Below are 23,765 nucleotides of genomic sequence, written 5' to 3' on the forward strand. Positions count from 1 at the left end.
CGCAAGCATTTACCAACGCGACCGGACCCGGCCGAGTGCCGGGTCCGGTCGTTTCGCGGGCCGTCTACTGCTGCTCGGCCCGCTCGCGCTCCTCGTGCGCCTTGGCCTCCCCGCGGGCCTTCTCGGCCGCGGCTTCCTTTCGCCCGGCTTCGCGTTGCGCGTCCGCCTTGTCCTGCTGGGCCTCGCCCTCGTTGACCAGGTCGGTGCGGCCGATGACCATGCCGACGAATTCCTTGGCCTTGCCGAGCACGCCTTCGACGATGCCCCTGACGAGCTGAATCGGCCCGCTGTTGCTGTCAACCATTTTTCTTACTCCCCTTCTTGAGACCCTTCTTGGGACCCTTCTCGGGCGGCGTGGCGTCCTGAGTTCCCGACCGGCTCACCGACGCGAACGTCGTGCCGGCGTGGCGCTCGCCAGAGCTTCGCGACCAGTAGGAAGAGCCCCGCGGCCACGGCGCCCCAGAACAGGATCTGCGCCCCCGCCGTCGCCAACTCGACACGCAGCGCGGCCGCACGCGCCTGGCGTAACCGGTGCATCAGTGTCCTCGCCGCATCATTCACCCCTGCCCCGTACCCCGCGGGGACACGGTTTGAAACCCCGTGCACGGAGTTGATCGTCACCGCCGGGAAGCAACCGGGAAGCCGTCGGGAAATCCGCTGTTCCGACCGTGTTTCGCGGAGCCGCGGGCGCGGTTGTGGAAGGCTGTACCGATAGGTATACAGTATGGGTACAAAGTAGCCGCGTTGGTCAGCCATGGAGGACCGCTTGATGAGTGCCGCCGACCGTGTGGTCACCGACGACGCGGTGCTCTACGAGACCACGCCGAGCGGCGTCGCGATCGTGACGTTCAACCGCCCGAACCGCCTCAACGCCTGGGGTCCCGACATCTCGGGAGGCTTCTATGCGTGCATCGACCGCGCCGAGGCCGACCCCGCGGTCCGCGTGATCGTCGTGACGGGCGCCGGAAAAGGGTTCTGCGCCGGCGCGGATCTCGGTGGCGCCGGATCCATCGACGAGAAGCTGGGCGACGGCGACACCGACGTCACCCGCTTGATCGGCGACCGCCACCCGCACTTCCTCACCTCACTGCGCAAGCCGATCATCGCCGCGGTCAACGGCGCCTGCGTCGGCATCGGCCTGACGCACGCCCTGATGTGCGACGTCCGTTTCGCGGCCGCCGGCGCCAAGTTCGCCACCGCGTTCACGCGGCGGGGATTGATTGCCGAGTACGGGATCTCGTGGATTTTGCCGCGGCTCGCCGGCTGGGGCGCGGCGATGGACTTGCTGCTGTCCGGGCGCACCTTCCTCGCCGAGGAGGCCGCAGAACTCGGGCTGGTCAAGGAGGTTGTGGCACCCGAGCAGCTGATGGTCCGCGCCCTCGAGTACGCCGAGGACATCGCCCGCAACTGCTCACCGGCGTCGCTGGCGGTGATCAAGCGGCAGGCCTACGGCGACGCGCTGCGCGATGTGGTCGACGTCAGCGCCCGCGCCGAAACACTCATGCACGAATCGCTGCAGCGGCCCGACGTCATCGAAGGCATCACGAGCTTCCTGGAAAAGCGGCCGCCGCGGTTCCCGCCGCTGGCCATTTGACCGGCCCGAAAGGATCACCATGAGCACCCTGGATTACCAGCCCATCGACGTCGACAACCACTACTACGAACCGCTGGACTCGTTCACCCGCCACCTGGACAAGAGGTTCAAGCGCCGCGGGGTGCAGATGGTCAGCGACGGCAAGCGCACCTGGGCGGTGATCGGGGACCGGGTCAACCACTTCATCCCCAATCCCACCTTCGACCCCATCATCGTGCCCGGCTGCCTGGACCTGTTGTTCCGCGGCGAGATTCCCGAAGGCGTCGACCCGGCGTCGCTGATGAAGGTCGAGCGGCTGGCCGACCACCCCGAGTACCAGAACCGCGAGGCGCGGATCGCGGTGATGGACACCCAGGGCATCGAGACGGTGTTCATGCTGCCGACGTTCGGGTGCGGCGTGGAGGAGGCGCTCAAGCACGACATCGAGGCGACGATGGCGTCGGTGCACGCGTTCAACCTCTGGCTCGACGAGGACTGGGGCTTCGACCGGCCCGACCACCGCATCATCGCCGCCCCGATGATCTCGCTCGCCGACCCCGAGAAGGCGGTCGAGGAGGTCGAGTTCGTGTTGTCCCGCGGCGCCAAGCTCGTGCTGGTGCGGCCGGCGCCGGTGCCCGGCCTGGTCAAGCCGCGATCGCTGGGCCACCCCGGCCACGACCCGGTGTGGGCGCGGCTCGCCGAGGCGGGGGTGCCGGTGGGATTCCACCTGTCCGACAGCGGTTACCTGCACATCGCGGCGGCCTGGGGCGGCAAGTCCACGTTCGAGGGCTTCGGCGCCAAGGACCCGCTGGACCAGGTGCTGCTGGACGACCGGGCCATTCACGACACGATGGCCTCGATGATCGTGCACGGCGTGTTCACGCGTCACCCGAAACTGAAGGCGGTCAGCATCGAAAACGGTTCGTACTTCGTGCATCGTCTCGTCAAACGCCTGAAGAAGGCGGCCAACACCCAGCCCCGGCATTTCCCCGAGGACCCGGTGGAGCAGCTGCGCAACAACGTGTGGATCGCCCCTTACTACGAGGACGATCTGCCGGAGCTGGCCGAGCTCATCGGCGTCGACAGGATCCTGTTCGGTTCGGACTGGCCCCACGGCGAAGGCCTCGAGTCGCCGATGTCGTTCGTCGAGGAGCTGACGGCGTTCAGCGAGTCCGATGTCCGAAAGATCATGCGCGACAACGCGCTAGACCTGCTCGGTGTCCAGGTAGGATCGGCCGCTTGAGCGGCTTGAATATCCGAGGCCGGTCACGCCCGTGAGCGAATGGACCATCGGCGCGGTGCTGGACGCGATCGCCGACGTCATCGGAGACCGGACGATGACGATCTGCGGTGAGCGTCGCAGCACCTTCGCCGAGTCGGCGGAACGCACCCGCCGGCTGGCGAACTTCTTGGCGGGCAAGGGTTTCGGCGCCCATAGGGAGCGGGCGGACCTGCAGAACTGGGAATGTGGGCAGGACCGCGTCGCGCTGGTGATGCACAACGATCTGTATCCCGACGCGGTCGTCGGCTGCCTCAAGGCGCGCACCGTCCCGGTGAACATCAACTACTACTACACGCCGCGTGAGGTGGGCGAGCTGCTCGACTACGTGCGGCCGCGGGCGGTCATCTACCACCGCGCGCTGGGCGCGAAGTTCGCCGAGGTCCTCGCCCGGGACGGGGTGGAGCTGTTGGTGTCGGTCGACGACGGCAGCCCCAGAGACATCGCCCCGGAGCTGCCCGGCGCGGTGACGCTGGACGACGCGTTGGCACGGGGGGACACCGACCGGCAGCCGGTGGGGTCGCCGGATGACCTGTTGATGATCTGCACCGGCGGCACCACCGGCCGGCCGAAGGGCGTGCTGTGGCGGCAGTCGGACATCTACGTGTCGTCGATGGTGGGGGCCGATCACGCCTCCGCCCGGGAGATCCACGACAAGGTGCGCGGGCCGGCCGGGGCCCCGTGGTTCGCGGTGTCGCCGCTGATGCACGCGGCCGGCATGTGGACGGCGTTCGCGGCGATCATGGCGGGCACGCCGGTGGTGCTCTACGACACCGCAAAGAAGCTTGACCCGCGCTTGGTCTGGGAGACGGCCGAACGGGAAAGGGTCGGCATGATGACGATGGTCGGCGACGCCTACGCCGCGCCCCTGGTGGACGAACTGCGGCGCGGCGCCTACGACCTGTCCTCGATGAACGCGATCGGCACCGGCGGTGCCGCAACGAATCCCAAATACCAACGGGCCCTGGTGGAGTTGATACCGCAGCTCACCGTCATCAACGGCTATGGCTCGTCGGAGACCGGCAACATGGGATTCGGCCACAGCCGGCGGGACGCGCAAACCGATACGTTCACGCTGCGCGAGGGCGGACTGGTCCTGGCCGAGGACTACAGCCGCTTTCTTTCCCCCGGCGAGCCCGAGGTGGGCTGGGCCGCCAGGGAAGGCCGAATCCCGTTGGGATACTTCGACGACCCCGACGCCACCCGCAAGACCTTTCCCGTGATCGACGGCAAGCGGGTGGTGATATCGGGCGACCGCGCCAGCCTGGAGCCCGACGGCACCTTGCGGCTGTTCGGCCGCGACTCGCTGGTGGTCAACACCGGCGGCGAGAAGGTGTTCGTCGAAGAGGTCGAAGAGGTGCTGCGCGCGCATCCGGCGGTCGCCGACGCGCTGGTCGTCGGCCGGCCCAGCGATCGCTGGGGGGAAGAGCTCGTCGCCCTCGTCGAGCTCCGGGCCGAGGCCGAACCGGGCGAAGCGACGGCCGAGGCGCTGCGCGGGCAGTGCGTCGCGCAGCTGGCGCGGTTCAAGGCGCCCAAGGAGTTCGTCTTCGTCGACTACGTCCACCGGTTGGGCAACGGCAAGGCGGATTACCGTTGGGCGAAAAGCCAAGCTACCCGAAGGGCCCCGGTGTCCCCATGAAAGCGATCGATTGCCTGGTCAACGTGCACTTCGGCGAGACCGAGAAGCAGCCGACGTGGATGCTCAAGGTGCGCGACGACTACTTCAAGGGCCCCCAGTCGATGTTCGAGCCGGTCGACCTGTCGGAGTTGATCGACGAGATGGACGCCAACGGCGTGCGCAAGGCCATCCTGATGGACAACCTCGCCAAGCCGTCGGTGACCGCCCGCAAGTTCGTCGAGGCCAGGCCGGAACGCTTCGCGCTGGCGATGGGCGGCGTCAACCTGCTGCGGCCGATGCCGTCCCTGACCGAGCTCAGCGCGGTCGCGCGCGACCTGCCCGTCGCGTATGCCGCCGTGGGGCCGAGCTTTTGGGGTGACGGACAGTACCCGCCCAGCGACGCGGTCTACTACCCGCTGTACACCAAGTGCGCCGAGCTCGGGCTGCCGCTGTGCGTCAACACCGGAATCCCCGGGCCCCCGATCCCCGGGGAGGCGCAGAACCCGATTCACCTCGATCGGGTCTGCGTGCGGTTCCCCGAGCTCAAGCTGTGCATGATTCACGGCGCGGATCCCTGGTGGGACATCGCGATCCGGCTGCTGATCAAGTACGCGAACCTGCGGCTGATGACGTCGGCGTGGTCGCCCAAGCGGTTGCCGCAAAGCCTGCTGCACTACATGCGCACCCGCGGACCGAACAAGATCATCTTTGCCTCGGACTGGCCGGTGCTGAAGATGCACCGTGTCGTGCCGGAGGCAACCGGGCTGGACCTGCCGGCCGGGGTGCTCGAAAACTATCTCTACAACAACGCAGATGAATTCTTCTTCGGTGGCCAGGAGGAGCGCTGAGCATGGACCGTTACGAACTACGCAGGCTCGACTACAGCCTGACCGCCGATCACCAGGCGTTGCAGACCGCCTACCGGGACTTCTTCAAGACGCACTGCCCGATCGAAACCGTGCGCGCCGCAGAGGAGTCCGGCTTCGACAAGAACCTGTGGGAGCGGTTGTGCGCGATGGGTGCGACGACCATGGCGCTGCCCGAATCCGCGGGCGGGGACGGGGCGACGCTGGTCGATCTGACGCTGGTGGCCGAGGAGATAGGCCGTTCGCTGGCGCCGGTGCCGTGGATCGACCAGGTGTGCGCGGCCAGGCTGCTGGCCCGGCTCGGCGCGGTGGAAACCGACGTCGTCGCCGGCAAGCAACTCGCGGGGCTCGACCCGCAACACGACAGTGTCTCCGGGGCCCGCCTCATCCCCACCGGGTCGATCGCCGACCAGATCGTCGTCCGTGACGGAGCGGATATCGTGCGATTGACCTTCGCCACCCGCCCGGCGAAGGTCGACAACATCGGCCGGCTGCCCATGGCGTGGGTGGATCCCGCGGCGGCCGACGGTCGCACCGTGCTGGCCAGCGGGTCCGTCGCCCTGGAGGAATATCAACGGGCACTGGACGAATGGCGGGTGCTGACCGCGTCGGCTCTGGTGGGCCTGGTGGAGGAGACCATGACGATCGCGGCGGAGTTCGCCAAGAACCGCTACACGCTGGGCGTGCCGATCTCGACGCTGCAAGGCATTTCGCATCCGCTGGCCAACATCGCGATCACCGTGCAGGGCGGCCGGAACCTGGCCCGCCGTGCGGCCTGGTTCCTGGACAACGAGCCGGAGGCACGGCCGGAGCTGGCGCCCTCGGCGTTCGTGTTCATGGCCGAGGAGGCGGCCAAGGCCGCGACCATGGCCGTGCACGTGCAGGGCGGTCTCGGCGTTTCGGCGGAGGCCGCCGCGACGGCGTATCTGGTGCGCGCCCGTGGGTGGGCGCTGGCGGGTGGGGACCCGGGCGCCAGCGCCAAGTACATCGGCGAGCTTGTCGCGGCGCGCGAAGGCAATTCGGGAAGGGACGCATAGTGGATTTCTCACGGGTCGCGCTGTCCGACGACGATCGGGCATTCCTCGACGAGTCCCGCGAGTTACTGCGCACCCTGGTGACCGAGGACGTCAGGCGCCGCGACCGCGAAACCGGCGACAACTTCGACGAAGGGGTGCACCGGGCGCTGGGCGCCGCGGGCTATCTGGAGCGAGAGTGGAAGCCGCAATCCGACGGCGGCTTTTCCCGTGTGCGCCGTCGCATCTGGGAACTGGAGAAGCGCCGCGCGCACGTGCCGTGGGTGACCTGGGGGACCACCGCGATGGTTGCCCGCTCGGTGGCCAGGTTCGGCTCGCCGGAGCTGAAGGACGAGGTGCTGCCGGGAGTCTTCAGCGGAAGGGTTCGGCTGTGCCTGGGCTACACCGAGCCCGAAGGCGGGTCCGACGTGGCCACCTGCAAGACCCGCGCGGTGCGGGAGCCGGATGGATCGAGCTGGATCATCAACGGCTCCAAGATGTTCACCACCGGCGCGCACAAGTGCCAGTACGTCTTCCTGATCACCAACACCGACCCCGAGGCTCCGAAACACAAGAGCCTGACCATGTTCCTGGTGCCGCTGAACTCCCCGGGCATCGAGATCCAGGGCATCCGCACCATCGACGGCGACCGCACCAACATCGTCTACTACAGCGACGTGCGCGTCGACGACAAGTACCGCCTCGGCGACGTGAACGCCGGGTGGACCGTGCTGCGTGAGCCCCTCAACGTCGAGCACGGGGCGGTCGAGGCCGCCCCCGACGGGCTGCAGGACGTGTCGATCATGATGCACCAGGCCGGCTTCATGGCCGACGCGGCCGACAAGGCGGCCGCCCGGGCGGCCCAGCGGGACGCGAACGGGCGCAGGCTGATTGACGACTCCTCGGTCGCCTACCGGCTGGGCCGCAGCGTCGCCCGGATGGAGGCGGCGCTGAGCGCGCCCAGCATCTTCGGCCGGGTCGCCCTGGCGCAGACGATGCGTGACATCTCGCCGGAGCTGATGGACATCCTCGGCGCCGCGTCGGCGCTGCCGCTCGGCACCGACGGCGCGGCCGACGACGGCGCGTCGGAGTACGTCTACCGGTTCGCCCCGCTGGTCGGCATCTACGGCGGCACGCTCGAGGTGTTCCGCAACATGATCGCGCAGTACGTGCTCGGCCTCGGCAAGCCGGTCTACGCGCCGGTGAAGTAGCGCCGGCGCTAGGTGGTGAGCACGGTCGCCGCGGCGGTGCCGGGCGCGCCGTACAGCTGAGCGAACCCGACGCGCGGTTCACCCGGCACCTGGCGATCGCCCGCCTCGCCGCGCAATTGGCGCACCAGCTCGTGGAGTTGGCGCAGGCCCGACGCCCCGATCGGCTCGCCGTTGGCGATCAGCCCGCCGTCGGTGTTGACCGGCATCGACCCGGTGATCTCGGTGGCGCCGTCGGCCAATAGCCGTTCCTGCTCGCCGTCGGCGCAGAACCCGCACTCGGCCATGTGGATGATCTCCGCGCCGGCGTCGGTGTCCTGCAGCTGGATGACGTCGACGTCCTCCGGTGTCACACCGGCCTTTTCGAACGCCGCGCGCGCCGCGTACACGGTGGGCGACACGTCCTCCTCGACCGGTGCGAACGTGGTGTTCACCTCGTAGGCGCCGTAGCGGCGGGTGCGCACCTCGACCGATCGCAGGAAGACGGGTTTGTCGGTGTAGCGGCGGGCCACGTCCGCGCGGCACATGACCACGGCGGCGGCGCCCTCGTCGGGCGCGCAGAACATGTACTGGGTCAGCGGGTAGTTCAGCATCGTCGAGTTGAGGATTTCCTCCTCCGGAATCGGCTTGCGCCGGAACGCGTTCGGATTCTTGGCCCCGTTGCGGAAATTCTTGGCTGCCACCTTGGCCAGGGTCTGGCGGGAGATGCCGTGGTCGTGCAGGTAGCGGTTGGCCTTCATGCCGAAGAACTTGGTGGTCAGGTACTGCCCGTTCTCGGCGTACCAGCGCGGCATCCCCACCAGCGCGGGGTCCTCGGTGAACGCGCCGCGCGGGTGCTTGTCCAGGCCGACCGCGATGCCGATGTCGTAGTCGCCCAGCCGGATTCCGTCGGCACAGGCCTTGGCGGCGCTGGCCGCGGTCGCGCACGCGTTGAACACGTTCGTGAAGGGAATGCCCGACAGCCCCACCATCGCGACGATCGCGTCGGGGTTGGCGACCGTCCAGCTGCCCCCCGTGGCAGCCTGGATGTCCTGCCACCGCACGCCCGCGTCGGCGACCGCGAGCTGGATGGCGTCGGCGCCCATCTCCATGGCGGACTTGCCCTCGAAGCGGCCGAACGGGTGCAGGCCCACCCCGACGATCGCGACGTCGTTCATTCTGCTCCTCTCTCGTTGAGTCTGCGGTGAGGGCGAGGAAAGTCGAGTGATCGCCGCCCTCACCGCAGACTCAGCGCCTCACGCTATCGCTCCGGACTCTTTGAGTTCGGCGATGCGGTCCCAGTCCATCCCGATTTCCATCAGGACGATCTCGGTGTGCTCGGACGCCTGCGGGGCCCGGGTGGTTTCGAGCGGTTCGTGGTTGAACTGCACCGGCCCGCGCACGACCTTGAACGGCGCGCCGCCGCTGGCCAGCTCGACCTCGGCGACCATGTCGTTGGCGAGCGCCTGCTCGTCGTCGGCCAGGTCGAGGAGGCTCTGGAACGGCGCCCACTGGCCCTTCATCGTCTTGAGGTGCTGGCGCCAGTAGTCAAAGGGCTTGGCGGCGAAGGCCTTCGCGATGAGCTCGGCGGCCGCATCGGCGTTCTGGATCAGCGGGAGCACGTCGGAGAAACGGGGGTCGTCGGCGGCCTCGGCGATGCCGAGGTGCTCGAAGGTGTCGCGGATCAGGCCGGTCGGGCTGATGATGCACAGGTTGATGGTGCCGCCATCGGAGGTTTGATAGTTGCCCATGAAGGGATTCACCGAGGGGGCCAGACCGCCCGGCATCGGCGTGCGCATCACCTCGCCGGTTTCCATGCCCTGCGTGACGCTCGCGCCCGCCGCCCACCACGCCGTGCTCAGCAGCGACACGTCCAGCTCCACGGCCTCGCCGGTGCGCTCGCGGTGCAGCAGCGCGGCGGAGATGCCGCCGGCGATGAACATGCCGCCGATCGAGTCGCCGAAGGCGGGAATGCCCTGTCCCAGCGCGCCGCCCAGCTCCTCGGGCGTCAGCGCGTACCCCACGCCGCTGCGCGTCCAGAACGCCGTGCCGTCGTAGCCGCCGACGTCGCGCTCGGGCCCCTTGTCCCCGTACGCGCTGCCGCGGGCGTACACGATGTCGGGGTTCGCCGCGCGGATGTGCTCCACGTCGAACTTGTGCTTCTGCCGCTGCGCGGGCATGTAGTTGGTCAGGAACACGTCGGAGACCTTGGCCAGTTCGTAGACCACCTCCTGGCCGCCCGGCGTCGAGATGTCGATGCCGACGCTGCGCTTGCCCCGGTTGGGATGCTCCATCAGCGGGTGCCGCTCGGGATCGACCTGGATGCCGCCCATGTTGAGGAAGCCGCGCTGGGTGTCCCCGCGCGCCGGGTGCTCGACCTTGATGACGTCGGCGCCCCAGTCGGCGAGGATGGCACCGGCGGCCGGCACGAACGTGAACTGCGCAACCTCGAGGACCCGAAAGCCCTCCATTACCTTGACCATTCCAACCATTCTGGGGACCCTACTTCGCGTCGAAGCTAACCGGAAGCGCCGTCGGCGACCGGAACGGCTGCCCGTGGATGTGCGGATCTTGAGCGACACCATCGACGCGGACCCGGATGTCGGTCAGCCGGTCCAAACAGACATTCGAGCGCGACGCGGGTCTCCATGCGCGCGAGGTGCAGGCCGAGGCAGGTGTGCTCGCCGGCGGCAAACGAGATGTGCGGCATGTGCGCGCGGACGGTGTCGAACTCCTCCGGGCGCTCCCAGCGGTGTTCGTCGCGGTTCGCCGAGCCGATGCACACGTCGATCACCGATCGCGCCGGGATCTTGAACACTCGCCCGTCGCGAAACACCTTGTTCACCGCGTCGAACGAGACCGCCGCGAAGGACCGCTTGGGACGCAGCGACTCCGGGGTTTTGGAATAGTCCATGACCGTGCCGCGAAACGCGCCGCCCTCGCCGCGCTTCTGCAGAAAGTAGGGGTACGGGTCGCGCAGGTAGTCGACCGGCAGCGCGGTGGAGGCCGTCATCTCAGCACCCGCACCGGGACATGGGACCACCCGGCCACGTTTTGCATGCTCACCCGTTTGCAGCGATCCCAAAGCACTTCGTAGCGCGGCATGCGATCGAGCAACTTCTCCAGGGCGATCGCGCTTTCCATCCTCGCCAGCGCCGCGCCGAGGCAGCTGTGAATGCCGTAGCCGAAGCCGAGATTCTGCGCCTCGGCCCGATCGCGATCGATGTCGAAGACGTCCGGGTCGGTCCAGGCGTCGGGATCGCGGTTCGCCGAACCGCCGATGAGGAAGACGGGCTTGCCCGCCGGAATCGTGACCCCGTGCAGAACAACGTCTTTCATCGAGCGGCGCACGTTGTACTGCGAGGGCGCCTCGTAGCGCAACAGCTCTTCGACGGCGGCGGGAATCTTGCTGCGGTCGTCGAGCAGCTTCCGCCACTGTTCGGGGTTGCGGGCGAAGACCACCGCCGCGTTGCCGATCAATTTGGTCACCGTTTCGGCGCCCGCGCCGCCCAACAGCGTCGCGAACCCGGCGATCTCGGAACCCCTCAGCCGGGTCGTTTCACCGTCCTCGCGTTCGATCTCGGCCGCGATCAGGCTGGAGATCATGTCGTCCTGCGGCTCGGCGCGACGCTGCCGGATGAGCTCGTAGTACATCACCCAGGAATGGGCCATCGCCTGGTTGCCGGCGTCGGACATCTCGATTTGGCCCGGCTCGCGGTGCAGCAGCTCGTCGATCCAGAGCCTGACCTTCTGGCGGTTTTCGGCGGGCACGCCGAGCATCCGGGTGATCACTTCCACCGGGAACAACGCCGAGAAGTCTTGCACGACATCGAACTCGTCGGGATCGGCGGCGGCCAGGAAGTGCTCGATCTGTTCGGTCACCATGGCCTTGAGCGCCGAGATCGCACGCGGGGTGAAGACTTTGTTGACCAGGCTGCGCATGTGCCGATGCTCGGGCGGATCCAGCGAGATGATCATCTTCGCCGGCACTTTTTGGCCCGTCCGCACCATGCCCAGGTCCACCCCGTACGCCGACGAGTACGTCTCGAAGTCCTTGAACGCGGCCGCGACGTCGGCGTGACGGCTCAGCGCATAAAAGTCGTACCGCTCGCTGTAGTACACCGGGGCTTCCTCGCGCATCCGGCGATACGTCTCGTACGGCCCGTTGAAGAAGTCCGCCGAGAACGGATCGAACACCAGCTCGGCGACCGTCATCGCGCCGCCTTGCCCGCGCCAGGACCGCCGACGGCCGCGCCCTGGAAAACCATCCGGTAATACTAACAGTATCTACGCCAGTATGGGATCGCCGATCACCGGCCCGAGGGCGAGTTCGGCGTGGGCCAGCACCGCGTCGCGGTCGGCGACGCCGAGCCGATACGCCGTGACCCCGCCGTCGGGGCACAGCGCCCGGGTTTCGGCCAGGCCGGCCAGGTCGATGTCGGAGGCGGCGACGTGTGCCCCGCCCTGGGCGAGCGCGCGGGTCAGGGCGCGGCCGATGCCGGAGCCGACCCCGGTGACGACGGCAATGCGGTTGGGGCGGTCCGGATAGCTCATGGCACTCCTGGCATTCTCAGCCGTTGTCCGCCTGCTCGCGCGCCCACCGGTAGTCGGCCTTGCCCGACGGGCTGCGCTCGATCACGGGGCGGAACACCACGGCTTTGGGAAGCTTGTAGCGCGCCAACGACTTTGACGCGTGCGCGACCAGTTCGTCGGCGTCGGCACTCGCGCCGTCGGCCAGCGCGACCACGGCGACGACCTCCTGGCCCCACCGCTCGCTGGGCCGGCCGGCGACCACCACGTCGGCCACCGCCGGGTGCGACGCGATCGCGGTCTCGACCTCCTCGACGAAGATCTTCTCGCCGCCGGAATTGACGCACACCGAGTCGCGGCCGAGCAACACCACCGACCCCTCGGCGGTATGGCGCGCGCGGTCGCCCGGCACCGCGTAGCGCACCCCGTCGATCACCGGGAATGTCTTGGCGGTCTTGGCCGCATCCCCCTTGTAGCCGAGCGGAACGTAGCCGCGTTGCGCGAGCCATCCCATGCCGTCGTGACCGGGTGTCAGGATCCTGGACAGGTCCTCGGACGCCACGAAGGTGTCCGGCCCGGCGTTGAACGTGCCGGTCGACACCGCCGCCGAGGTCGACATGTGGTGCATCTGCGCCCCGGTCTCCGAGGACCCGACGCCGTCGACGACGACGGCGTTCGGCAGCGCCTCGAGCAGGCGCTGCTTGACGTACGGGGTCAGCAGGGCGCCGCCGTTGGCGACCACGGCCAGCGACGACACGTCGGCTGTCCCGTCTTTCCGGCCCTTCTCGATGGCCGCCACCAGAGGCCGTGCCATCGCGTCGCCGACCACCGTCACCGTCATCACCTTCTCGCGCTCGATGGTGCGCACGACGTCCTCGGCGTCGAAATGGTCGACGATCGAGGGGAAGACGACAGACTGGCCCGTCGTGATCGCGGTCATCACGCTCCACTGCGCGGCGCCGTGGATCAGCGGCGGCAGGATCATCAGCCTGGTGCCGGGACCCGCGGCCGCCCCGGCTGCGATCTCGTCGATGGATCCAAACGGCTCCCCGGTCAGGAGACTTCGGCCGCCGAAGGACGTCATGAAGATGTCGTGTTGGCGCCATAGCACCCCCTTCGGCATTCCCGTCGTGCCGCCGGTGTACAGGACGTAGAGGTCGTCGGGCGAGTGTTGCACGGGCGGCGGCTCGGGCGAACGGGACGCCAGCGCGGCCTCGTAATCCACCGCCCCGTAGAGCAAGTCGTTGCCCGAGTCGTCGGCGATCTGAATCAGCACGCGCAGCTGTGGGAGGTCCGGCAGGACCTCGGCCACGCGCGGCGCGAACGCGGCGTGGTAGAGCAAGGCGGTCGCGCCGGCATCCTTCAGCAGGTAGAGGAGCTCGTTCTTGACGTAGCGGAAGTTGACGTTGAAGGGGGCGACCCGCGCCTGAAAACTGCCCAGCAATGTCTCGACGAATTCCGGTCCGTTGTAGGCGTACAGGCCGAGCAGGTCCTGGCCCACCTCGTGCCCGGCAAGCTCGGAGCGCTCGGTGTGGCACCCCAGGCCCCGCGAGTGCAGGTAGGCGGCGAGCCGGTTGGCCCGATCGAGGACCTGGGCGTAGCTGTAGCGCCGCTCGCCGTGGATCACCAGCTCGCGGTCGGGGATCGCCGCCGCGACGGCATGGGCGACCGCGGGCACGGTGAATTGCGTTGTGGTGTCGGACATCACGCCTCTCACGGCTGGTGGGGTAGCAGACGGACCATCAGGCCGGTGGCTTCGCTGAGCAGCGTGCCGTCGGCAGCCGTCATGCTAGCCGCCACGAAGTACTTCCTTCCCTCGACCTCGCTGATCCGGCCCTCGGCCCGCAGGGGCTCGTCGATGGGGGTGATGTTGCGGTAATCGACGTGCAGGAAGGCGGTGCGGGTGGGTGGACAGCCGGCGCCCGATACGACCATCCCGAACAGCCAGTCGTAGAACAACGGGATCATGCCGCCGTGCACGGCGTTGTTGCCGCCCACGTGCGCGCGGGTGAAGTGCCCGTCCATGATGACGCCGTCCGGCCCGGACTCGGTGACCAGCCAGGGCGGCAGCAGGGGGTGGCCCAGCCCGGGCAGCCCGATGACCCGCCCTCCCGGTGCCACGCCCTGCGGCGCCGGGTGCCCGTCGAGCATCGCGCAGGCCTCCTCGACGTGTTCGGCCGCCGCCGTCCACGCCGGGCTGTCGGTGGAGACGGCCAGGTCCTGCAGCCGGCGCAGGGCCGCGACGAACCTTCCCAACCCGGGAGGCGCGTGCTCGGCCGGCTGGATCTGGGGGAATCCGCCCGGGGAGCCCGCGGGCGCCGCGGGGGCCGTCTCGGTCATGTGCGCCCCCACGCCCGCAGCAGGTCGTCGGTCGTGGTGATGGTCGCGAGCAACGATAGCGTGTGGGCGATCACGGCTTCTCCGTACTCGGTGGGCACGCCGGCGACGGCGTCCCTGGGGACGACGACGCGGTAGGCGGCGTTGACCGCGTCCATGACGACGTTGGGGATCGCGATGTTCAGCGAGACGCCGACCACGACGATGGTGGACACGCCGAGGTTGCGCAGCACCGCGTCGAGGTCGGTGCCGCCCATCGGCCCGACGCCGTGCCAGCGCCGCAGCACCAGATCGGTTGGCTCCGGACCGAATTCGGGCAACACCGCAGCCCCCGGCGTGCCCGGATGGATGTTGATCTCGCCGCCCCCGAGCGCGAAGATCTTGGCGTTGTGGTTGGAGCCGAGCCCGTCCGGGCGCCGCTGTACCAGGCAGTGCACGACGTGAACCCCCGCCGCCCGCGCCGCCGGCAGCAGCCGCGCGATGTTCGGCAGCGCGACGCGGCGCGCCTCGGCGGCCAGCACGCCCAGCCCGGCGTCGGGGCCGACGACGGCGCCCTGGAGCTCCTGGGTGACGATCGCGGTGTGCCGCGGCGCCGCGAGGTCCTCGAGTCCGGTCATGCGGGCACGTCGTAGAACTGGGTGGCCCACTTCCGCAGTGCCAGATAGCCTTCCGCGTCGACCTTGGACAGCGGCGGGCGTTCCACGTACTTCTGGTAACGCCAGATTTGCAGGTCGTCGAAGACGGTGGACAGGAACTGCTTCTGGATGACCTCGCGCAGCTTGCCCGACGGCGCGGCGGCGGTGTCGCCGGGGTTGCGTGGCCACCAGATCGAGTAGAACAGGTCGGAGCACTCGTCGTCGACGGGCGTGCAGGTGAATATCAACCGATGGTTTTGCGCGCCCTCGAAGACGCTGATCGCCCCGCCCAGGCCGAACAGGTGGCTGTGAAAGCGCAACGCGAGGGCTTGCGGGTCGTCGCTGCTCGCGTCCGGCCAGCCGGCGATGAACTGCCATTCGTGGTCGACGATCTTCCAGTCCAGCACCCTGGGCGTCACGGTGGCGTGGTGCACGTACTCGAAATGGGCGCTGTCGGGGGCATTCTCGGCCACGATCTGCGGATGCACCGGCTCGCGCTCCGCGCGCCGGGAGAACTCCGGATACGCCCGGTAGTAGGCCGCCGGGTCGGTCTCGAACTGTGGGAACTTTTCGAAGATGTCCGGCATCTCCCATTGCGGCTCCTTGCCTTCGGGCTGGTGCCAGATGAACACGCAGTCGTGCTGCTCACGGACCGGGTAGACCCGCAGCCGCAGCGCGCGGTTGGGCCGGTCGGGCTGGTAGGGGATGTACTTGTTGCGGCCGTCCGGGCCCCAGCGCCACCCATGGAAGGGGCACTCGACGCAGTCGCCGACCACCTTGCCGCCATGCCCGATGTGCGCGCCGAGGTGTTTGCAGTGCGCCTCCAGCACGTGCAGCCCACCGGAGTGGTCGCGGTATGCCACCAGGTCCTCGCCGAAATAGTGCAGCGGCCGCACCTCGCCGACCGGGAATTCGGGCGACCAGCCGACCATGAACCAGCCGGTGACCTTCCAGGTGAAGGGCACTTTCACGCCGTGGCCTCCTGCGATCGTTGATACTAAGTCGGTTACAGTATAGATTTCAGCAGTTCGGCCATCGCGTGGCAAGGAGCTCTATGGGTCCAGCGGCTGTCGCAGCGGCCGACGCCGACGCGCGCTATGACGCGCTCGTCATCGGCGCCGGCTTCTCCGGCCTGTACATGCTGCACCGGCTGCGCGAGCTCGGCATTCGCACCCGGGCGTTGGAGAAGGCCGAAAGCGTCGGCGGCACCTGGCTTTTCAATAGATATCCCGGCGCCCGCTGCGACATCGAGAGCATCGAGTACTCCTACAGCTTCTCCGACGAGATCCAGCAGGAGTGGGTCTGGACCGAGACGATGCCGGCCCAGGCCGAGGTCGAGGCCTACCTCAATTTCGTCACCGACCGGCTCGATCTGCGCCGCGACATCGCGTTCGACACCGAGGTCGTCGCGATGACCTTCGACGAGGCGGCCGCCGAATGGCTGGTGCGCACCGCGGCGGGCCATACGCTCGCGGCGCCGTTCGTCGTCGCCGCCACCGGCATCCTGTCGGTCCCGCTGAAGCCCGACATCCCCGGCATGGGCGCCTTCGGCGGGACATCGCTGTTCACCAGCCGCTGGCCCGGGGAGGGTGTCGACCTCGTCGGCAAGCGCGTCGGGGTCATCGGCACCGGCTCGACGGGGGTGCAGCTCATCCCCGTTGTGGCCCGGGAAGCCGCGCAGCTCTATGTGTTTCAGCGTTCCCCGGCGTACACCCTGCCGTGGCGGGTGCGGCGGTTCGAGCCCGGCGAGCTGGACGAGATGAAGGCCCGGTACGGCGAAATCCGGGCGGCACAACGCGCCCACCCCGTGGGCGCGGCGCGGCTGAGCGCGTTCTCGGTGCTGCTGGACATGCTCGCCCGGCCGCCGTTGAAGGCGGCGACGCGCGAGGAGCAACTGCGCGCCATCGACGAGCATGGCGTGATGGGCGCGCTGAACTGGGGCGACATCTTCTTCGACATCGAGGCCAACCGGATGGCCGCCAAGCTCTACGGGGAGGCCGTCGCCCGGATCGTCAAAGACCCGGACACCGCGGCCGCCCTGGTGCCCGACCACCCCTTCGCCTGCAAGCGACCGATCATCGACCAGGGCTACTACGAGACGTTCAACCGGGACAACGTCACGCTGGTCGACCTGCGCAGGGCGCCGATCCGCGAGGTGACACCCACGGGAATCCGCACCGAAGACGGCTCGTACGACCTCGACGCGCTCGTCTACGCGACCGGGTTCGACGCCATGACCGGCGCGCTCGGCCGCATCGACATCCGCGGCCGCGGCGGGCTGTCGCTCGCCGAGTTCTGGGCCGACCGGGGGCCGCTGTCCTATCTCGGCCTGGCGGTCGCGGGCTTCCCCAACCTGTTCACCGTCCAGGGCCCCGGCAGCCCCAGCGCCGCAACGAACTTCGTGGCGGCGCTCGAGCAGCACGTCGAATGGATCGGCGACTGCATCGCGTACCTGCGCGCCAACGAGATCCGCACCATCGAGGCGCTGGCCACCGCGCAACAGGAGTGGATCGACCACGCCACCTCGCTCGTCGCGCCGACGGTGCTGGTTCACCCCTCGTGCAACTCCTGGTACAACGGTGGCAACGTGCCCGGCAAGAAACGGATGTACATGGGCTATACCGGTGGAATCCCCGAATACCGACGCCGCTGCGACGAGATCGCGGCGGGCGGATACAGCGGCTTCAAGCTCGGGTAGCTGAGGGCCATGCCAAACGCGCTGAGCCTCGCCAGAAACGTCGCCCGCGAGCTGGCCATGGTCCTGCCGCGCACGCTGGCGGGCCTCAACGAATCGACCGGTTGGGCCCCGACGTCGCCGCGCGGGGTGCGTCAGTTCGGCGAGGTCATGCTGGACGAGCTTGTGCTGAGCGGCTTTTCGTTGCTGGCCGGCAGCCCGGCGGGGATGCGGCCGCTGGACGCCTGCACCGCGGCGGCCGACGAGTTGTCGACACTGGGCATCGACGGCGCGCACGCCGAGCCGAAGCCGCTGCGGGCGACCTCGGTGCGGCGCCGGCGCCTGCCCGGCCCGCGCGGCGGGCTGGCCTACGAACGCGTCAAGTTCGAACACGACCCGCAACTGCCGGCGACGCTGGAGGCAGATGGCCTGGGCGGCCCGGCGCGGGCGGTGGTGCACGTGTGCCGGCACGCCGACGGCCCGCGGCCGTGGCTGGTGTGGGTCCACGGCGCCGGGCAGGGCGGCACCGAGGATCTGGTGCTGTCGCGGATCGGCCGGATCCATCACGGGCTGGGCTTCAACGTCGCCATGCCGGTGCAGCCCGGGCACGGTTGCCGGCGCGGCGAATGGCCGGCCTACCCGGACACCGATCCGCTCGGCAACGTCGCGGGCATGATGCGCGCGGTGTCGGAGGTCCGCGCCGTGCTGCGCTGGGTGCGGCCGCAGGCCACCGCCGTTGTGGTGGCGGGGATTTCGATGGGCACCCCGGTGGCCGCGCTGGTCAGCCACCTCGAACGGCAGGTCGACGCGGTGGCGCTGTACACCCCGATCCTGGGGCTCAACGCGATGATCGCGCAGCACATGGGGCGCTTCGGCCAATCCCGCGCGGGGTTCCGGGAGCTGCTGGGATCGGAGGAGGTCTCGAAGCTGACGTCGGTGATCGATCCGCTGCGGGTCGACCCCGCGCCGCCACCGCACCGACGGCTCATCGTGGGGGCGTGGCACGACCGCATGGCGATGCGCGAGCCCGCGCTCGCGCTGCAGGAACGCTGGGGCGGCCGGCTGTACTGGTACGACGGCAGCCACGTCGGGCACATCTTCTCCCGGCGCGTGCAGGGGGTCACCGAGCGCTTCCTGCGTGAGGTCGCGGGGTGACGGCGGCGACCCGCACGGCCCGCGAGGTCGTCGAGCTGTACAACCTGGTGGTCTGGAACGAATCCGACCTCGAGTTGGCCGGGGAGTTGTTCGCCGACACCGTCATCCGGCACGAGGTCGGTGCGGCGCTCACGCTGACCCGCGAACAGGCGGTCAACCGGGTCAGGGACACCTGGGCGGCGCTCGACAAGCTGCATTTCGACCTGAATGTCGTCGTCGCGGGCGATGACGGCGAGCACGTCGCGATCGTCTACGACTCGACGATCACCACCAAGGACGGCGGCGGGACCCACGTCGCGAGCATCGAGGTGTTCCGCGTCGTCGACGGCAGGATCACCGAGGTCTGGAACTGCGGCTACCAGCAAGGAGTGTGGAATTGAGCGTCGGCGCGCTTGGCGAGTTGGGCTACTACCTGCTGGCCGGGGCCGGCGGCGAGGGGCCCGCGACCCTGATGGACGAGGCCCGCCGCGGCGAGGAGCTGGGCTTCGGGACCGCGTTCATCTCCGAGCGCTGGAACGTCAAGGAAGCGTCGTCCCTGGTCGGTGCCGCGTGTGCGGTCACCACCCGCATGCAGATCGCCACGGCCGCAACCAATCACAACACCCGCCACCCGCTGATCACCGGGTCGTGGGCGACCACCATGCACCGGCTGTCCGGGGGCCGCTTCACGCTGGGCATCGGGCGCGGCATCGCCGCGATCTACGGCGCGTTCGGCATACCGGCGGTGACGACCGCCCAGATGGAGGACTTTGCGCAAGTGATGCGCAGGCTGTGGCGCGGCGAGGTGATCTTCAACCACGACGGCCCGATGGGCAAGTACCCCATCCTGTTTCTCGACCCCGACTTCAAGGAGGACATCCGCCTGGCGCTGGTGGCCTTCGGCCCCAACACGCTGCGGCTCGGTGGCCGCCTGTTCGACGACGTCATCCTGCACACCTACTTCACGCCGGAAACGTTGCAGCGCTGCGTCACGACGGTGAAGTCCGCCGCCGAGAAAGCCGGCCGCGACCCCGACGGCGTGCGGGTGTGGTCGTGCTTCGCCACCGTGGGCGACCACCTACCCGAACAGCTGCGGCTGAAGAAGACGGTCGCGCGGCTGGCAACCTACCTGCAGGGCTACGGCGACCTGATGGTGCGGACCAACGGCTGGGATCCCGCCGTGCTGCAGCGGTTCCGGGACGATCCGGTGGTGACGTCGATCGCGGGCGGGATCGACCACAAGGCCAGCCCCGAGCAGATCGAACACATCGCGACGCTGATTCCCGACGAATGGCTGGAACCGTCGGCCACCGGCTCGGCCCGGCAGTGCGTGGAGCGCATCCGCAAGGAATTCGACTACGGCGCCGACGCGCTGATCATGCACGGTGCTACGCCCGATGAGCTCGAGCCGATCGTCGCGGCGTATCGCGCCGGTTCTCCTTGACGTAGGCGGAGCTGCGGATCACGAACCACGTGGCGAGCGGGCGAACGAGGCGGACCAGGAGCCCCAGGGCCCCGAGATCCTGTCTCACATCGGCCAACTGGTCGTCGAGCCCCCGCTCCTGGTACCGCAGCAGGCGCTGGCCCTCCTCGGTGTCCACCCAGTCGCCGAAGAAGCGCGGGGGACGCCGGCGCACGAACGCGTCGATCGGGATCGGACCGATCCCCATCGCACCCATCAGGGCGGTGACGAAGTCGTAGTAGGTCATGCGGCAGCCCTCGCCGCCGGCTATGTAGAGGACCTTCCCGATCGAGTCCGCGCAGTCCACGGCCCGCGCGAACGCGGTCCCGGCGTCGGTGGGGTGGAGGAATTCGAAGCGCGCGTCGGGGCTGAACTCGAACATGATGCTGGGGTCCTGCGCCTGCATGTGCAGCGGCGTCACCGCCGCAAGCCGCAGGATGCTCCACCGCAGCCCCGACTGCCGGATCGCCCGCTCGCACTCCACCTTGTGGCGCCCGTACTCGTCGGTGGGGCACACGGGAGCGTCGACGCGCAGCGGGGGCTCACGGTCCTGGACGTCGCCGAAGATGCCCTGCGACGACGCGAACACCAGCCGCTTGGCCGTGGGCGAGGCCTGCATCTGCGCGATCAAATCCTTTGTGGCGTCGACGTTTACCCGCCGGGCCAGATCGGGCGCCCGGTCCGCGGCCGGCGGGATGATGGCCGCGAGGTGGATCACCGCGTCCACCCCCGCCAGCGCATCCCGCAGCGACTCCGGGTTGGTGATGTCGCCCCAGACGAACCGCGCCCGCCCCGCAAAGCCGGCGGCGAGTTTGCGCGCCCTGCGCGATTCGAGGTCGAAGCCGACGACGTCGTGGCCCTCGTCGAGCAGCGCCGCCAGGGTCTCCAGGCCGATGCTGCCCAGCGCGCCCGTCAACAACACCTTCATGTCATCCTCCCTGGGGTTGCGGCACGCTGAGCTCTCGCAGGACCGACAGGAACAGCTCGTCCATCCGCGGGCTCAGATCGGCGAGGGCCGCGGCGCTGGCGTGACCCGCGGAGCCGAAGACGCGCGCGAGCGCCTCGGTGTCGGCGGCGGCGCCCAGCGAAAGGCACAGGCAGGCAACACCATCCATGCGAAGCTCCTCGAGGGCCTTGGCGGCGTCGGCCTCGGCATAGCGGCCCTCGTAGCCGTCGTCGTAGGGGAAACCATCGGATAGCACGACCAGTAGCCTGTTCGGCGTGCCGGCTTCGGTCTTGAGGATCTCGCCCGCGCCGCGGATGCCGGCACCGAGGCGCGTGTAACCGAACGGCTGAAGCTGGTTGAGCCGGGCCCGCTCGACGGCGCCGAAGCGATTGCCGAAACCCTTGATCGACAGCAGGTGGACGGCGTGGCGGCCCTGGGACCGAAACGCGTACACCGCGACCCGGTCGCCGAGCTGTTCGAGCGTGACGGCCAGGGTGGCGGCCGCCCGTCGCTGGTGGTCGTGCACGGCCAGGCCGCCCGGGTCGGCGTCGGTCGCCGACCCCGAGGCGTCGAGCAGGATGAGGACCCCGAGATTGCGGGCGAGCTTTCGCCGTTCGGCGTAGACGTGCTCCGGCGGCGAATAGCCGGAGCGCAGATCGATGAAAACGTTGATCAGCGCCTCGATGTCGAGCTCGTCGCCGTCGGGACGGCCGCGCAACACCTTGGGGCCCAGGCAGACCCGGGACAGGCGCCGGCGCAGCACGTCGTCGTGCGGGACGCTCGCGGAATCGATGTCCGGCATTTCCGGGGCGGCCGTCAGCGGGAAGTCGAGGACCCGGCACCACCGCGGTCGATACCGGTCGTTGTGGACGTCCCACTCCGGATAGAGGGCGCCGCCGACACCCAGGGCCGAGCCGGGCTTGCCGCCGTCGCTGAAATGGATGCGGGTGGGCAGCGGCCGGGCGTCGGGGCCCACCGCGTCAACCCGCCGAATCGAACGGACCTGCAGCTCGGCGCCCGCGGGGCCGTCCCCGGGTGACCGCGAGCTGCCGAACATCTTTCGGAAGTAGTCCGACAGCGCCCGGGAGTTAAACAGCGGATTCTCAAACAGTTTCAGGATCTTGCTTTCCCCCGACCGTTCCCGGTCGCCGCCGTCGTCACCGTCGTCGGCCTCGGGCAGGTCGATGGGCTCGAACTGAAGGCGCAGCTCCTTGTCGGTGACCCGCGATCCTGGTCCGGGGGTAAAGGCCAGCAATCGCGACGGCCTGATGGCGCCGAACCATTCGGGTGGGTCGGGGACCTTCGCCCGGCTCTTGGCCAGCTCGAGCGACTCGTGGGCCGTCGCGGCGCGGGGCGCGCCCTCGGGACACAGCGCGGCGGCGAGCGGGATCCGGTGGGAGAGTTGGGCAAGCACCCGGTGGCCCTCGAGCGCGAGGTAGCGGCGGGCCAGCGGGGGGCGGGCCCGCAGCGCCCGCACCAATCCGGGATCCAGGCTGCCCGCGCCGAGCAGCGCGCTCTGCAGCACCACCCCGCGTCGCTGCTCGGCGTCGGAGCCGCCGGCCGAGACGAAGACGACGCGGCCGTCGGTGTGCGCGGCCTGGCCCGCCGCCGCCTCCGCAACGTCGACGGACCTGCCGGCAAGGAAGGTGGCGAGGAACCGAAACCGGTTGGGATCCCTCGGGTCTGGGGCCGTCACGTCCGGGGCAGGACGGCGTCGACGAGTTCGCCGAGGGCTCGGACCACGTCCCGATCGTCGGAGAGGACCTCGACGACGGCCGATTGGACGGCACTGCGCAGGCTGAGCCCCTCGGCGACCAGGCCGCCGGCCAGGATCAGCATCCGGGTCGACGACACCTCGCGCAGCGGCGAGCCATCCAGGTTGCGGATCGCGTTGCCCAGCGTGACCAGGGCGGCGGCGGTTTGCGAATCGATCCCCGCCTCGTGGGCGACCACCTCCGTCTCGATCTCGGCGGGCGGGAAGTCGAGCGTGATGGCGACGAACCGCTGGCGGGTCGATTCCTTGATGTTCTTCAGCACGCTCTGGTAGCCGGGGTTGTAGGAGATCACCAGCTGGAAACCGGGTGCCGCGGGCAGCGTCGTGGCGAGGCGGTCGAGGGGAAGCTCACGGCGGTGATCGGCGAGCGGGTGGATGACCACGGTGGTGTCCTGGCGCGCCTCCACCACCTCGTCCAGATAGCAGATCGCGCCTTCGCGCACGGCGCGAGTCAACGGGCCGTCCACCCAAACGGTTTCGCCGCCCTTGAGCAGAAACCTGCCCACCAGGTCCGCAGACGTCATGTCCTCGTGGCCGGCAACGGTGATCAGGCCGCGGCCCAGCTCGTGGGCCATGGCCTCCACGAAGCGGGTCTTGCCGCATCCGGTGGGGCCCTTCAGCAGCACCGGCAGGCCGCGGCGGGCGGCCGCGCGAAAGACCTCCACCTCCTCGCCGACCGCTCGGTAGAACGGCGTCTCCGAGTCGCGGTGAACGGCGGCGGGGCGACTGTCCAACGC

21 protein-coding genes and 2 pseudogenes are annotated in these 23,765 nt (G+C 69.2%); 10 read left to right on the top strand and 13 right to left on the bottom strand.

From position 1 onward, the window contains the following. Positions 1–64: 64 nt before the first annotated feature. A complete protein-coding gene (gene mbp1 / locus BST11_RS05975) occupies positions 65–304 on the bottom strand; it encodes a microaggregate-binding protein 1 (protein WP_083137062.1) in 240 nt (79 codons plus the stop codon). A 465-nt stretch (positions 305–769) separates the two neighbouring features. Here mbp1 and BST11_RS05980 point away from each other — a divergent pair, with 465 nt between their 5' ends. Genes BST11_RS05980 through BST11_RS06005 form a run of 6 tightly spaced genes read left to right on the top strand, consistent with a single transcriptional unit; the run spans position 770 to position 7,560 of the window. Then, positions 770–1,594, top strand: coding sequence for an enoyl-CoA hydratase (locus BST11_RS05980; protein ID WP_083137159.1), 825 nt, complete (start codon positions 770–772; stop codon positions 1,592–1,594). 19 nt (positions 1,595–1,613) lie between these two features. Then, positions 1,614–2,816 (top strand): amidohydrolase family protein, encoded by a 1,203-nt coding sequence (locus BST11_RS05985; RefSeq protein WP_083137063.1) that lies wholly within the window; start codon positions 1,614–1,616, stop codon positions 2,814–2,816. Positions 2,817–2,847: 31 nt separating this feature from the next. Beyond that, positions 2,848–4,491 carry an acyl-CoA synthetase gene (locus BST11_RS05990; protein ID WP_083137064.1) on the top strand — a complete coding sequence of 548 codons (1,644 nt, stop codon included), beginning with the start codon at positions 2,848–2,850 and terminating at the stop codon, positions 4,489–4,491. Then, positions 4,488–5,318 (top strand): amidohydrolase family protein, encoded by an 831-nt coding sequence (locus tag BST11_RS05995; RefSeq protein WP_083137065.1) that lies wholly within the window; start codon positions 4,488–4,490, stop codon positions 5,316–5,318. The genes BST11_RS05990 and BST11_RS05995 overlap by 4 nt, the downstream gene beginning before the upstream one ends. 2 nt (positions 5,319–5,320) lie before the next feature. Continuing rightward, positions 5,321–6,373 (top strand): acyl-CoA dehydrogenase family protein, encoded by a 1,053-nt coding sequence (locus tag BST11_RS06000; protein ID WP_083137066.1) that lies wholly within the window; start codon positions 5,321–5,323, stop codon positions 6,371–6,373. After that, positions 6,373–7,560, top strand: coding sequence for an acyl-CoA dehydrogenase family protein (locus BST11_RS06005; protein WP_083137067.1), 1,188 nt, complete (start codon positions 6,373–6,375; stop codon positions 7,558–7,560). The genes BST11_RS06000 and BST11_RS06005 overlap by 1 nt, the downstream gene beginning before the upstream one ends. 8 nt (positions 7,561–7,568) lie before the next feature. Here BST11_RS06005 and BST11_RS06010 read toward each other — a convergent pair whose 3' ends face one another. The 9 genes and pseudogenes from BST11_RS06010 to BST11_RS06050 all read right to left on the bottom strand — a co-directional run bounded on the left by BST11_RS06010 (position 7,569) and on the right by BST11_RS06050 (position 16,009). Then, positions 7,569–8,714 carry a thiolase family protein gene (locus BST11_RS06010; protein WP_083137068.1) on the bottom strand — a complete coding sequence of 382 codons (1,146 nt, stop codon included), beginning with the start codon at positions 8,712–8,714 and terminating at the stop codon, positions 7,569–7,571. 78 nt (positions 8,715–8,792) lie between these two features. Then, on the bottom strand, positions 8,793–10,007 hold the full coding sequence (locus BST11_RS06015; protein WP_083137160.1) for a CaiB/BaiF CoA transferase family protein: 1,215 nt from the start codon (positions 10,005–10,007) through the stop codon (positions 8,793–8,795). 31 nt (positions 10,008–10,038) lie between these two features. Then, a pseudogene (locus BST11_RS29220) lies at positions 10,039–10,345 on the bottom strand (cytochrome P450); the annotation flags it as partial. A gap of 200 nt (positions 10,346–10,545) precedes the next feature. Next, the gene (locus tag BST11_RS06025) at positions 10,546–11,751 is read right to left on the bottom strand and encodes a cytochrome P450 (protein ID WP_083137069.1); all 1,206 of its coding nucleotides are present in this window, start codon (positions 11,749–11,751) and stop codon (positions 10,546–10,548) included. Positions 11,752–11,865: 114 nt separating this feature from the next. Continuing rightward, positions 11,866–12,090: pseudogene (locus tag BST11_RS06030) on the bottom strand (SDR family NAD(P)-dependent oxidoreductase); the annotation flags it as partial. A 16-nt stretch (positions 12,091–12,106) separates the two neighbouring features. Next, positions 12,107–13,771, bottom strand: a complete 1,665-nt coding sequence (locus BST11_RS06035; RefSeq protein ID WP_083137071.1) for an acyl-CoA synthetase — start codon at positions 13,769–13,771, stop codon at positions 12,107–12,109. An 8-nt stretch (positions 13,772–13,779) separates the two neighbouring features. After that, positions 13,780–14,406 (bottom strand): PaaI family thioesterase, encoded by a 627-nt coding sequence (locus BST11_RS06040; RefSeq protein ID WP_083137161.1) that lies wholly within the window; start codon positions 14,404–14,406, stop codon positions 13,780–13,782. Continuing rightward, positions 14,403–15,020: a cysteine hydrolase family protein gene (locus tag BST11_RS06045; RefSeq protein WP_083137072.1), complete on the bottom strand. Its 618-nt coding sequence runs from the start codon at positions 15,018–15,020 to the stop codon at positions 14,403–14,405. The genes BST11_RS06040 and BST11_RS06045 overlap by 4 nt, the downstream gene beginning before the upstream one ends. Further along, complete coding sequence (locus BST11_RS06050; protein ID WP_083137073.1) at positions 15,017–16,009, bottom strand: Rieske 2Fe-2S domain-containing protein; 993 nt, start codon at positions 16,007–16,009, stop codon at positions 15,017–15,019. The genes BST11_RS06045 and BST11_RS06050 overlap by 4 nt, the downstream gene beginning before the upstream one ends. 83 nt (positions 16,010–16,092) lie before the next feature. On the opposite strand from BST11_RS06050, the gene BST11_RS06055 reads away from it, so the two are divergent. Genes BST11_RS06055 through BST11_RS06070 form a run of 4 tightly spaced genes read left to right on the top strand, consistent with a single transcriptional unit; the run spans position 16,093 to position 20,290 of the window. Then, positions 16,093–17,736 (top strand): flavin-containing monooxygenase, encoded by a 1,644-nt coding sequence (locus BST11_RS06055; RefSeq protein WP_083137074.1) that lies wholly within the window; start codon positions 16,093–16,095, stop codon positions 17,734–17,736. A gap of 9 nt (positions 17,737–17,745) precedes the next feature. Continuing rightward, positions 17,746–18,867 carry an alpha/beta hydrolase family protein gene (locus BST11_RS06060; RefSeq protein ID WP_083137075.1) on the top strand — a complete coding sequence of 374 codons (1,122 nt, stop codon included), beginning with the start codon at positions 17,746–17,748 and terminating at the stop codon, positions 18,865–18,867. Beyond that, on the top strand, positions 18,864–19,247 hold the full coding sequence (locus BST11_RS06065; RefSeq protein ID WP_083137076.1) for a nuclear transport factor 2 family protein: 384 nt from the start codon (positions 18,864–18,866) through the stop codon (positions 19,245–19,247). The genes BST11_RS06060 and BST11_RS06065 overlap by 4 nt, the downstream gene beginning before the upstream one ends. Continuing rightward, complete coding sequence (locus tag BST11_RS06070; RefSeq protein ID WP_083137077.1) at positions 19,211–20,290, top strand: TIGR03857 family LLM class F420-dependent oxidoreductase; 1,080 nt, start codon at positions 19,211–19,213, stop codon at positions 20,288–20,290. Before BST11_RS06065 ends, BST11_RS06070 begins: the two co-directional genes overlap by 37 nt. On the opposite strand, the gene BST11_RS06075 is transcribed toward BST11_RS06070, so the two are convergent. The 3 genes from BST11_RS06075 to BST11_RS06085 are packed head-to-tail and all read right to left on the bottom strand — an operon-like array spanning position 20,235 to position 23,762. Further along, the gene (locus BST11_RS06075; protein ID WP_083137078.1) at positions 20,235–21,236 is read right to left on the bottom strand and encodes an NAD-dependent epimerase/dehydratase family protein; all 1,002 of its coding nucleotides are present in this window, start codon (positions 21,234–21,236) and stop codon (positions 20,235–20,237) included. The genes BST11_RS06070 and BST11_RS06075 overlap by 56 nt on opposite strands. Position 21,237: 1 nt before the next feature. Beyond that, the gene (locus BST11_RS06080; protein ID WP_083137079.1) at positions 21,238–22,950 is read right to left on the bottom strand and encodes a nitric oxide reductase activation protein NorD; all 1,713 of its coding nucleotides are present in this window, start codon (positions 22,948–22,950) and stop codon (positions 21,238–21,240) included. After that, on the bottom strand, positions 22,947–23,762 hold the full coding sequence (locus tag BST11_RS06085) for a CbbQ/NirQ/NorQ/GpvN family protein (RefSeq protein ID WP_083137162.1): 816 nt from the start codon (positions 23,760–23,762) through the stop codon (positions 22,947–22,949). The genes BST11_RS06080 and BST11_RS06085 overlap by 4 nt, the downstream gene beginning before the upstream one ends. Positions 23,763–23,765: the final 3 nt, after the last annotated feature.

This window comes from Mycobacterium alsense, from assembly GCF_002086635.1.
In the GTDB taxonomy this organism is placed as follows: domain Bacteria; phylum Actinomycetota; class Actinomycetes; order Mycobacteriales; family Mycobacteriaceae; genus Mycobacterium; species Mycobacterium alsense.